Below are 11708 nucleotides of genomic sequence, written 5' to 3'. Positions count from 1 at the left end.
GCACAACCTTGCCAAGGTTGGGGTCGCGAGTTCGAGCCTCGTTTCCCGCTCCATAAATTTACGATAAATTCTCTTATTTTGACAACCCTTATATGCTAAAATTTACATTATTTTAAAATGCATTTAATATTTTAAAGCCAATAGGATAAAAATGACACAAAAAATAATTTTAACTGGGGTTACTCCATCAGGAACGCCACATTTAGGTAACTATATTGGTGCTATTAAACCGGCAATAGAAATGATTAAGAATGATCAATATAAATGTATGTACTTTATTGCTGACCAACATTCATTAATCAAGCTTTGGGATAAAAAATTACGCCAGCAATACATTCATGAAATAGCCTCATCTTGGCTGGCACTTGGTCTTGATTCCGATAAAGCTTACTTCTATCGTCAGTCAGATATCTCTGAGATAATGGAATTAACATGGATTATCAGTACAACTACTGTTAAAGGACTACTTAATCGTGCTCATGCTTACAAAGCCTTAGTTGACCAAAATCTTCAAGAGGAGAATATTGATCCTGATAAAGGTATAACTACAGGGTTATTTAACTATCCTGTACTTATGGCTGCAGATATTCTTATTTTTGATGCAGATCTAGCTCCTGTTGGTAAAGACCAAATTCAACATATAGAAATAGCTCGAAATATCGCCAACCGTTTCAACCATATTTACCAAAAATCAATTCTCAAAGCACCTCAAGCTATGACAAGTGAAGATAGCCAAACTATACTTGGTTTAGATGGTCGCAAGATGTCAAAAAGCTACGATAATACTATTGCTATTTTCTCAACAGAGAAAAAACTTAGAAAACAAGTGATGAAAATTATTACAAATTCTCAAACACCTGAAGAGAAAAAAGATCCAAATAATTGTACTATTTATGCAATATATAAAAGTATTGCAAGCCAATCAGAGATAACTGCCCTAGAAGAGAAATACTTAGCAGGTGGGCTTGGTTGGAGAGATGCCAAACAAATACTTTTTGAAAAAATAAATGAGCATCTAAGGGATGCTAGAGAAAAATATGACTATTATATAAATAATCCTAAAATTGTTGATGATATTCTTAGCCAAGGAGCTGCAAAAGTACGCCCTTTCGCAAAAAATAAACTCAAAGAAGTTAAAGATATCATAGGAATGTAAAATGCAGAAGTTAGATAATATAATTATTGCTAATTATAGCATTCATTCTTTAGCACTTATATGCTGGACAAAGCAAAATTTATCAGATAATTTCTGTGTTTTATCTGTAGATACAGGATTTGCTGCAGCTAGCTGGAATAGTTATTTAGCAGCAGTTTTTGACTGGCTAAAAAGAGAAAATATAAACTACTTTCATTTAAATTCAGAAAATACTTTCCAAGAATTAGTTTTAGCACGTAAGCAATTTCCATCGCAAAAGTTTAGCTGGTGTGCTGGTTTTCTAAAAGGCATAACTTTACTTAATAAAATCGATGAGCTTGATGCTAATGGTGATGCCACTATTTTACTTAGTCATCGCAAAGATATGTCTAGTGTATCACAGCTTTTAAAAAACATAGATGAAGAAGAAAGATATGATTATAGACCTTTATCATATCCTTTACTAAATCATAGCTATGATGACATTCGCAACTTAACCAAAGAATTACCATTTGAACCTGCAAAACATAGTCTTGAATGCCAACCATGTATACATTTAACGCAGCAGTTTAAAATATTGACAAAACAAGATATTGAGAAAGTAACTGATTTAGAAGTTAAAACAAACAGCTTTATGTTTGGAGATCTACCTTTTGATAAATTAAGTGATGATTTTTTTACACAAAAGAATTTATTAGAAGAGTTATCAAAAGCATGTAGTTGGGAATATAGTTGTGGCTTATAGGGAATTATTATGAGTGAATATTTTTTATTTAGTTTGCTAACTGTTGTAGCAGCATTGATGAGTTACATTAACATTAAGCTTCTAAAGTTACCCAAGGCAATAGGCTTAACAATTCTCTCAATAACATTTTCGACACTGTGTGCCTCTTTTTTAAGTCCGTCAAATTTTTTAGTAGTTGCTTTATCAAGTTTTGATTTCAAAAAAAACAGTTCTTGATGGAATGTTATCTTTCTTATTATTTGCCAATGCGCTACATTTTAATATGATTGATCTAAAAAAAGAGCTAAAAGCCATATTTGGACTTGCAAGTATTGGTCTACTACTATCAGCACTTACAACTGCTATATTAATTTACGGCTTCTGTCTATTAGTCGGTTTTGATATTAGCTTAGGCTATTGCTTAGTTTTCGGCGCATTAATTTCTCCTACTGATCCTATTGCTGTAATTAGTACTCTTGCTGGTAACAAATCTATACCTAAGCATATAAAAACTTGTGTAGTTGGCGAGTCATTATTTAATGACGCTACAGGTATTGTCCTTTCCGTTGTATTATCAAATATCGTTTTCTTTGGTAGTGGTGGTGATTTTGGACAAGCTATTAATGGTCATGGTATTGAATATGTTTGGATAATAGCTAAACAAATTGGTTCAGAAGCTGGTGGTGGCATACTACTTGGTTATATATTTGCTAGAGTCGCACTTATATTTCTAAAAACTAATCAGGACTCTGAAACTTCAATTTTTGTAACATTAGCTGTAGCAAGCATGGGATATGTAATCGCTCATAGCTTACATGTATCAGGACCTATTGCCATGGTTGTTGCTGGTTTATTCATTGGTAATAATCTTTCAGATCATAAAAAAACATCTCCAGATCAAGTAGAAAAACTCGATAACTTTTGGATGGTTATTGATAATATGCTTAACTCTTTCTTATTTATACTCATAGGTCTAGAGTTAACTAGTATACCATTTAATCATAGCGCTTTTTGGGTTGGTGCTGCTGGCATATTCATTGTGACATTTGCTAGATTAATTAGTATCTCAATACCAATTACTGTAATTGATAAAAAACTTACTCGAACTTCAGCTAGAGATAATTTGCTTGTAGCTTGGTCTGGAGTCAGAGGTGGCATATCTTTAGCCTTAGCATTATCATTACCTGATGAAGGTAATGTTATAGTTAGTATCACCTATACTGTAGTTATCTTATCGATACTTGCTCAAGGCTCTACTTTGAAGATAGTTCTAAATATGATTTATCCTCACAATATTACTAAGAAAGCTGCAAATACTATAGATAACTAATAAATTATTCGTATTTATGTTTATAGTAAGCATCACCCAAGTATTTGACTAAGTAATTATCTACCTGTATTGCTTATGGCGTTGAGTCTGTAGGCAGGTTTACACGGATTAACTCAATAATTAATCCACGCATTAATGTCCCAATAGTTTGTAGTTTACATACATTCTTTTACAAATTTTTTGATCAGATAACGATATTGAATCCGTATACAACCTACTATAAATAGGTCAACATATGACTATATAATCGGGATTTTTGCGTTGGCTTTTGGATATCTTTTGGTTGTCTTGGATATATCTAACAATCACTATAACAAGATTACCAATCCAATTGGAATTTAAATGCAATATACTAGACTGAAAGCCTAAAATTAGTGTAACTTCACCAACATATACCACAAAATCATCCTCTTGAGAATCTCCAAATAGAGCTGCAAATAAAAATGCTAAGCTATCCCGCCACTATTCGACTGGTAAATGTAATAGAGCCAATTACTGTTAAATTAGATGGCAGTAAAACGATAAAACCATAATATTATCCATCCACAAATTGCTTAACTTGAAAAAATCTCTAATTTCTTTGAATTTGCCGGCATTAAAGAAAGTTTAAATAAAACATCAATTAAAATTATATTAACTCTGCATCAAATTAAGTATTTATAACCAAATTATATTTGTCTGATTAACTTTTCAATAAAATATTGATAATCTTTTTCACTCTGATATAGCTAAAAATAGTGATATACTTGGTAGAGGGCTAGGCTTGTGTATCGTAAAAAAGATATTTGAAGCCAACAGTGTCCAAGTATCTATCGAAAACAATAAACCACATGGTTTAAAAGTAACTACTAACATTTAAAGATCAAAATTATTAAATAGTTTAACTGTATATAAATTTTAGCTGATTTATAAACCAGATTTACAATATTAAAATATCTAATTTCATAAATAGATAATTATTTTCGCTTAAAACTAACAACTACTAATCAAAACAAGCTTTTATCAAATATAATAGAGGAGCTAAGACATTATTTTAGCTAGATTATAAAAATGATATTTTTACAATTTTAAGTAACTATTTAATCTAAAATAATAAAAATAGGAGTAAAAATGAAAAAAATAGTTTTATTAGGTTTAGCTCTTTCTAGCAGTCTATCTTTTGGTTCAGAATATGTTAATTTATTAGCTAGAAATAATATTAACTCTCTTGTATTAGTCAATATTTCACAACAGCTAGGATTATATTCATAATTTAGAATTAAATGAAGCAGATTTAACTCAGAAAATGGATAAATTACAATCTGAACTTAGTAAATCTAAACAAAACCTTAAACTAGCAGAGTCAAGTGGTTCTTACCTTAATTTATATCACTGGTTTATAAACAGAAAACAGTCAGGATACCTAAGTAAATATGATTAAACATCATTTCCGGTAGACTTTTTATATAGAAAATTAAACCAGAAGAAATAAGCATGTATGCTCGATTAAACGTCGTTTACAATATTTCAAATGAAGACACTCTTTCTCAAGATGATGAATTTTACAACGATATACAAGAAAGTATTAACTTTTATGAAAGTTTATTAAAAATAAGTAAAAGATAAATTATCTAAAAAAGAAATAACTAAAATTATTGAAGAAGAGGAGTATGACAATAATCCACTTTTAGACAAGAAAGTCAATAATATAAAATCTCTTAAAAATGAACAAAAGAAAGAAAAAAGTTTAGATAACCGTTTTGTCAAGAACTTAAAAGAGAGTGTTATATTTGGTAAATTAGAAACAAGCCAATTTGAAGTTGTTAATATTCTTTACCGTAATAACTCTGAATTATCAGGAGTTATTCTTTATAGTAAAAAAGAAAATAAGATGATTATTGTTTATCCAGGTAGCAAATGTGCATCTGATTGGATTGGAAACTTACAGGCTTGGAGACTTATACTGGTAATGCTGAACATAATGTTGGTAAGGGTGATTTCAGTATACACAAAAGTATTCTGTCAATGTTTATTGAAGAGTTAAAACCATTTAAAATTTAATAAAAGAGTTTATAGATAAGTATTCAAATACTACTCCACCAGAGATAATTGTACTAGGGCATAGCTTAGGCAGGTCATTATCTACACTCATGACTTATCATATTAAATCACACATATTACCAGCTTATGCTAAGAATAATCCTACGATGAAAAATACAAAAGTATATAACATCAGTTTTAGTGCACCTAGATTTGTTGATAGCAAAGGTGCTAAAATTATTGAAGAAAAAATAGGTAAAGGAAACATTATAAGGTTTTGGAATGCTAGAAATCTAGTACCTTCTATTATGTTAGGATCACTTAATTCAAAACATGTAGGTATAGATATACCTTTAAAAGATAGATTTTCACATGAGTGGTATAAGCCAATACTAACCCATTACTCTCTATGCAACGTTATTGGAACCTCTCTAAAGAAAGTTTTGAGGAAGTCAGATATGAAAATATCAAAAAAATAGATCAGCTAGATGACATTAATATAATTTCTGATTACTTAGAATATCTAACTTAATCTAAAGATAGAATTAAGCAATTAAGAAGAATTGCATCATTATATTAAAGATATACTTAATCAGGATAAATTAGAATTAAGAGCTAAATTAAAACAAATTATTAAGAAGCTTGAAGAAAATAAAATGTCTGAAAATGATATTGAGTATCGTAAAGAGATTGATCAGTTAAAATTTTAAATTCTAGAAACTAAAAAATCAAGCCTATTAAATTTTCTATAGATACTCATAAGCCTAAAGGTTAGATTAAATCATCTTAAAACTTAAAGAGCTATTAGAAAGTGATGATGATTTGTCAACTTATGATGAAGAATGGGATGTTCTATAAATAACCTAAACAAAATCTACTATAATATCTAAACTGTATTATCATCTAAGATCTCATTTATATAAGTCATATTATATGGGCTGAAATCTCAAAAATGGAAATTTTCTAAAATGATGTCCAAAAACTTTAAAGAATAATTACATTTATTTACATTATATCATTAGATGTAGATATAATTTTTAGAATTAAATAATTATGAAAAGTATTTTAGTAGTCGATGACGAAAAAGAAGGCTATAAATTTTATATTACAGATTCAGCAGAAGCTGCAGAACATATTCTAAACTCAGAAAAAATTGACTTAATGTTATTAGATATTATGATGCCTATAATGAAAGTGGCTTAGATTTTTGTAAAAGGATATGTTCACAGAAAGGTATAAATATAATTATTGCTACAGCTTCAAATTATGAGATAGATCAAATTCTAGCATACGAATTTGGTGCTAAAGACTATATATCAAAACCTTTCAATAGAAAGCTTTTATTAATAAAAATTAAAACTAATGTTAACAGTAGTCTGATTCGCTCTAGATATTTATTTTTTGACGGAGTTGTTTTTGATACTTTAGAGAAAACAATTAAAAATAAACAGGATATACTTTATCAACTTAGTAATATTGAATATAAAATATTGCTCTTATTGACTGAAAATATTTATAGTTTCGTTAACTGCGACAAACTTTTTCAAGCAGTTTATAATCGTCCTTATGATGGTTATAGCCGAAGTGTAGATGTTACAATTAGTAAAATTAGAAAAAAGACAAATGATAAAGATAAAGTTACTATACTCACAAGTTCACAAAATGGTTACTCCTTAAACAAAGAAGTAAAAAAGTTTGTCTCACAAAGTGATCTATAAGATTTCATAAAATCTTATAATCAATAGTTTGAATTGTAATTAATTTAGTAATTTCTTTGCAGACGCATATTACTTGCATCACTTGGTGAATACATACTTGTACCCATTATTGATGAAATCAAGCTATGATATTGATAGTTTATACCATAGAAATCAAAATAATTATCTGTAAATTCTTCTGGGAAAGCTGCTTGAAGCGTATCCTCTTGTGGTTGAGAATAAGACATATATCCTTGCTGCTGATTACTACCCCAAATTATTGTGCGCGGGTATTATTCATATCAATCATAGAAACTGGATCATCACTAAATTAAGCTGTTTGGCACCTTGAGATTCTGACTAGAGAATTCTGGCACACCATTTTTATATGTCTCATAAATAGCAGCATAAACATTGAAACTAATCATAAGAGCTATAAATAATATTAATAATCTCATTTTAACTCTTTGATAAAATCACTATTGTTCTTTAATATTGCCAAAGCTTTTTCATAAGCACAATCATTTAGTATCATTACTATCGCAACCTTGACGGATTTATTCGCTTTTAAGTAAAAATCTGCTGCTGTCGTATAATCTACTCCAGTAGCTTCACAGATAATATTTTTTGAGCGCTCGACTAGCTTTTGGTTAGTAGGTTTTACATCTATCATTAGATTTTGATAGACTTTACCGACAGCAACCATTGAAAGAGTCGATATCATATTTAGAATAAGCTTTTGAGTAGTTCCAGCTTTTAATCTTGTTGAGCCTGTCAAAACCTCAGGCCCTGGTACTGCCTCTATAGTATATTTAGCATATTTAGATATTTTTGCCTGCTTAGTACAACTAATAGCAACCGTAGCTACACCAATAGAATTAGCATACTCAAGAGCACCAATCACATATGGTGTCCTACCACTTGCAGCAATACCTATTACAATATCTTTAGCTGTAAGATTTATGATCTGTAAATCTTCTTTGCCAAAATTAGCATCATCTTCAGCTTCTTCTTGGGCTTGGATAAAAGCCTTTTCCCCACCAGCTATCAAGCCTATAACCATATTATAATCAACACTGAAAGTTGGTGGACACTCTACAGCATCTAATATACCTAATCTACCACTAGTCCCTGCCCCAATGTATACAATCCTACCAGCATTTTTTAAAGTATAAGATGTTGCTAAAATCACCTCTGTTATATTTGTGTGCTGTTCTTTTAGAGCTTCAATTACACTATACTCTTCATCTATCATTAAACTGACTGCTTCAGCTATAGACATTGAATCAAGATTAAAGCTTCTAGGGTTTCTTTTTTCCGTGTTAATATTTTCTAAGATATTCATAATTTGATTTCCTTGACTATTCCTAAAGGATAAAGGTACTTACTATCTAAATATACAGGAGCAGCTGGTTTATTATCCTCTTCATCTTTAGCTTTGCTATTCTTTTTTTTAACTCTTGTTTTTTCTTTCAGCTATCGATTTTGATTTAGTTTTATTTTGGGAAGAAGATTTACCTTTATCATTAATTTCAGACTTATCCTGTGGCTGATCTTCATCACCTAGTTCATCTCTAATTTCCTGTACTTTAAGATCTAATGCCCCTGATTGAATATATATCTTATTAATTGTGTTTTTGACCGCATCAAAATCAGCTAAAATTTGTGGGCTAGATGCCTCTAAATCAATCTCTTGGAGTATATCAAAGTCGTAATCAAGTTGCATAACTTTATCTGGTGTAAATACAAATAAATAGCCAAACTTTGATACAACTAACTGAATGCCTTCATCTTTTTTATCAGCTTCTTTTTTTTGATTCTGGTAAGCTAACAACAACCATATCACTATTTTTATTATCCAAGTCAAACTCTTTTTCAAGACCATTTGAGCCGCATTCCAAACTTATAAAACTACCATAACCTTTTTTATATTCATAACGATGTAATTTATTAGGCTCAAATGTAATTATATACATCGAATCATTAGATTTGGACACTATTATTGGTTTACCAAAGCTCTCTCCATCAATATATGTATCTAGACTCTTACCAACGCGATGATTACCGTTATAATTAAAATCACTAATACTCATCAGTGTTTTACTTTGATCATTAGGATGAAATATCAGCACCATATTAGCCTCAAGATTACTTGCCATATCTGGCACTAGTAACTTAACTGTATCCTCATTTAACTCTTCTTTGAAGTCAAGTTTATCAGCCAATTTGACAACATACTTTTTATTGGTAGATGAATACTCTGAATAGTAGACTTCTAACTGTTGCCTAGTTATTTTTTTCTTTTAGTAGTATTATCCTTGGTATTACTACCACTTTGGTTTTGTCCACCACTTCTAACAATTAACAGCTCAGGAGGTGCATTATTTTTCTCAAAATACCAAACTACATCAATAATACCATCTTTGATAAACTGTTCTCCTGATGAACTCATATCTCTGCCACCACCACTAGTTACAGCTTGCCACTTACCAATTTGATTACCCAAAGCTTCATTATCAGCTGCTAAACCTTTGACCTCTTCATTAATAAGGTCATCTAAAAGTATATCTGTAGTAAATAATTTATCTGTATCATATAGCAGTAAATATAATCTCCACTTACCCTTCTCAAGGTTCCAGCCTACCTTAACTTTATAGTCTGTTGCTATTTTATCTAGAATTGGCACACCAATTTTTGCATTTTTTGTAAAAATATTTAACTGCCTATTCTGTTTTTGTATAAAGCCAATAAGTCCTTTTGGCGCATCATCAATAGTACCATCACTTTTTAAGCGATAAATTCTCTCTTGGTAATCAGTCATAGCGTCAAGATTTATCATCGGCACATTAATCGTGATAAAATCGTCATCAAAACTTTGGTAGCTATTTGCCGCTAACGAATTATAGATAATCCTTTCAGTAAGATCAACATGTGTACCTAAGCTAAAAGCTTTATATATTACATCATAACTATCATATTGCTGAGACTGAAAAAGTTCTGCATTTGTGTTATTAGGGAAAAACGGTGATATATTATCCTTATTAACTATAATTTGAAACTTACTATCGCCTATTTCAAACTCCGATGATTTTGTGAAATTTATATCATCTTTAACTTATAGATATATAGGTTTCACCTAAGACTTTCTCATTATTATTTTTAATGATACTTTTAGTAGTCAAAAGCCCCATCTTAAACGTATATAAAAGACTTGTAAGCATCACCATAATCACAAAAGAAAATACCAAAGCCATTAACAATGCCAAACCAGAAACTTTCGCTTTTAGTCTTTTATACATATAAGCCCCTAAACTTGATCTAATAAGAATATTTTACTAGTTGGTTGACCTGATACTTTAAAAGAAACCTTAAGTGCCGCAATTGTTGCACTTTTTACTTTTATTGGTTGTTTTTGTAGTGATTGCCACTTTAGCTTTGCACTTCCTTGATGGATATCAGAATTTAAAACATATTCGATCTTCAAATCACTGACATTATCTATTAACTCATATATTACCGAGTCATCGGAGTTTTGTTTCACATACTCATATAAAGAGTAAATTTCTTGACCACTTTTATCTTTTTACCACTATCTGCTACAAAGAAAACTTCTAGAATATACTTACCAACATAGTCACCAATCTTAAACTTATCTTCAACTAGTCTAGTAGTCGAGATAAAATCTAGTGTAACAGCACTAACTTTAACTAGCTCACACTCAAAAACATTACACAAAACTAGATAATCATTAGCTTTAAGATCTTTCTCCGGTAGCGTATCTTTTTGAAACTCATTTATTTTAAAAATATTATTTGATGAGTTAGTTTTTAAAGTTGAGTCTAAGATACTTCTTTGAATCATCAGAAAATCTGTACCTGGTTGTACACAGTGAATACTTTCTTTTATATTCATACTTATAAGATCTTCATCGTGTAACATCCGCTCTTTACAAGCTTCAACTGAAAGACTTAATCCCTTTGGCAGACCTTCTAACTCTTGAATTGGAGCTTTTCCAATGGTTATTATCCCCATTTTCCCAAAGATATCTCCAAAGTTATCCCCTGAGTTATTCACAAGCTGTTGATAGATATCACCATATTTAGTAGTAAATCCTACATGACTGATAGCATTATAGAAAATTTGCTTAATCAAAAGCTGATTGGTATTTATCTTATGTTTGTCACTTAATTTGATATACTGCTTATTCATATCAATATAAATACCAATAGCCATTACCATAACTATAGCTGCTATAACCATTGAAACCATTAGCTCTGGCAGTGTAAAGCCAGCGTTTTTATTATTGCTCTTGGCTATCATTTTGCTTTACCTCACGCTCAATAACCTTAACGCGATCTGCAACACTAAGCTGGTCATCAATAGTAACAATATTGACTATTTTGTATACTATATTAACATTATTATCAGTAGCTTTTTTGGATTTTTTATCTGCTTTTTCGACCATCTTTCTGATGTCAGCAACACTAAACGCTTTGAATCTTTCACAGCCTTTGGCTTTTCTTCAAGCTTAGCATCATTTTGTTTCTCTAACACAGCTGTTTTGATAAATTCTATACCATCTTTGGTTTTAGTATCATCAAAAACTCCAGTTAGACGATAAACACTTACTCTCTCATCAAGAAGAGTTGCTATCTCATTTTTTTGTTCTCAAGAATTATGTTGACTAAGACACTATTTAGCAGCAGAAAACCTGAGGATAACACAAACAATAAAATCAAAGCGGCAAGCATTGACTCTACTATACCAAAGCCTGCCTGTGGTTTTATCTTTTGTAAGAGCATT

Annotated in this window: 10 protein-coding genes and 6 pseudogenes; 11 read left to right on the top strand and 5 right to left on the bottom strand. The window is 30.5% G+C overall.

Annotation, left to right across the window (positions count from 1 at the left end; translation table 11 throughout):
- Positions 1-151 precede the first annotated feature (151 nt).
- The 11 genes and pseudogenes from trpS to C9379_RS06625 all read left to right on the top strand — a co-directional run bounded on the left by trpS (position 152) and on the right by C9379_RS06625 (position 6926).
- Complete coding sequence (trpS, locus tag C9379_RS06675) at positions 152-1156, top strand: tryptophan--tRNA ligase (RefSeq protein WP_143385395.1); 1005 nt, start codon at positions 152-154, stop codon at positions 1154-1156.
- A gap of 1 nt (position 1157) precedes the next feature.
- Entirely contained in the window at positions 1158-1880 is a 723-nt protein-coding gene (locus C9379_RS06670; protein WP_143385394.1) for a hypothetical protein, read from the top strand.
- A gap of 9 nt (positions 1881-1889) precedes the next feature.
- A pseudogene (locus C9379_RS06665) lies at positions 1890-3189 on the top strand (cation:proton antiporter).
- A gap of 1110 nt (positions 3190-4299) precedes the next feature.
- On the top strand, positions 4300-4440 hold the full coding sequence (locus tag C9379_RS06660; protein WP_318263488.1) for a hypothetical protein: 141 nt from the start codon (positions 4300-4302) through the stop codon (positions 4438-4440).
- Between the two features lie 34 nt (positions 4441-4474).
- The gene (locus C9379_RS06655; protein ID WP_318263487.1) at positions 4475-4609 is read left to right on the top strand and encodes a hypothetical protein; all 135 of its coding nucleotides are present in this window, start codon (positions 4475-4477) and stop codon (positions 4607-4609) included.
- Between the two features lie 488 nt (positions 4610-5097).
- On the top strand, positions 5098-5229 hold the full coding sequence (locus C9379_RS06650) for a hypothetical protein (RefSeq protein WP_318263486.1): 132 nt from the start codon (positions 5098-5100) through the stop codon (positions 5227-5229).
- The gene (locus tag C9379_RS06645) at positions 5229-5687 is read left to right on the top strand and encodes a lipase family protein (protein WP_143385393.1); all 459 of its coding nucleotides are present in this window, start codon (positions 5229-5231) and stop codon (positions 5685-5687) included. The genes C9379_RS06650 and C9379_RS06645 overlap by 1 nt, the downstream gene beginning before the upstream one ends.
- Before the next feature lie 84 nt (positions 5688-5771).
- Positions 5772-5918: a hypothetical protein gene (locus C9379_RS06640; RefSeq protein ID WP_318263485.1), complete on the top strand. Its 147-nt coding sequence runs from the start codon at positions 5772-5774 to the stop codon at positions 5916-5918.
- 343 nt (positions 5919-6261) lie between these two features.
- Entirely contained in the window at positions 6262-6411 is a 150-nt protein-coding gene (locus C9379_RS06635) for a hypothetical protein (protein ID WP_318263484.1), read from the top strand.
- Positions 6375-6503, top strand: a pseudogene (locus C9379_RS06630) (hypothetical protein); the annotation flags it as partial. The gene C9379_RS06635 and the pseudogene C9379_RS06630, both read left to right, overlap by 37 nt.
- A 204-nt stretch (positions 6504-6707) precedes the next feature.
- On the top strand, positions 6708-6926 hold the full coding sequence (locus C9379_RS06625; RefSeq protein ID WP_318263483.1) for a helix-turn-helix domain-containing protein: 219 nt from the start codon (positions 6708-6710) through the stop codon (positions 6924-6926).
- 44 nt (positions 6927-6970) lie between these two features.
- Here C9379_RS06625 and C9379_RS06620 read toward each other — a convergent pair.
- The 5 genes and pseudogenes from C9379_RS06620 to C9379_RS06600 form a co-directional block, all read right to left on the bottom strand.
- Positions 6971-7363 (bottom strand): annotated as a pseudogene (locus C9379_RS06620) (hypothetical protein).
- Positions 7360-8250, bottom strand: a complete 891-nt coding sequence (gene murQ / locus C9379_RS06615) for an N-acetylmuramic acid 6-phosphate etherase (RefSeq protein ID WP_343377563.1) — start codon at positions 8248-8250, stop codon at positions 7360-7362. Before murQ ends, C9379_RS06620 begins: the two are co-directional and overlap by 4 nt.
- Positions 8247-10204 (bottom strand): annotated as a pseudogene (locus C9379_RS06610) (hypothetical protein). Before C9379_RS06610 ends, murQ begins: the two are co-directional and overlap by 4 nt.
- A gap of 8 nt (positions 10205-10212) precedes the next feature.
- Positions 10213-11225, bottom strand: a pseudogene (locus C9379_RS06605) (PilW family protein).
- Positions 11206-11707, bottom strand: a pseudogene (locus tag C9379_RS06600) (pilus assembly protein). The pseudogenes C9379_RS06605 and C9379_RS06600 overlap by 20 nt, the downstream one beginning before the upstream one ends.
- Between the last annotated feature and the right edge of the window lies 1 nt (position 11708).

This window comes from Francisella-like endosymbiont (assembly GCF_003069505.1).
Classification (GTDB): domain Bacteria; phylum Pseudomonadota; class Gammaproteobacteria; order Francisellales; family Francisellaceae; genus Francisella.
This window is presented reverse-complemented; position numbering and strand designations above follow the sequence as displayed.

Excerpts from the sequence above, each read along its gene's own strand:
- C9379_RS06670 (WP_143385394.1), top strand. The coding sequence starts at position 1,158 with ATGCAGAAGTTAGATAATATAATTATTGCTAATTATAGCATTCATTCT.
- murQ (WP_343377563.1), bottom strand. The coding sequence starts at position 8,250 with ATGAATATCTTAGAAAATATTAACACGGAAAAAAGAAACCCTAGAAGC.
- trpS (WP_143385395.1), top strand. The coding sequence starts at position 152 with ATGACACAAAAAATAATTTTAACTGGGGTTACTCCATCAGGAACGCCA.
- C9379_RS06660 (WP_318263488.1), top strand. The coding sequence starts at position 4,300 with ATGAAAAAAATAGTTTTATTAGGTTTAGCTCTTTCTAGCAGTCTATCT.
- C9379_RS06655 (WP_318263487.1), top strand. The coding sequence starts at position 4,475 with ATGGATAAATTACAATCTGAACTTAGTAAATCTAAACAAAACCTTAAA.
- C9379_RS06635 (WP_318263484.1), top strand. The coding sequence starts at position 6,262 with ATGAAAAGTATTTTAGTAGTCGATGACGAAAAAGAAGGCTATAAATTT.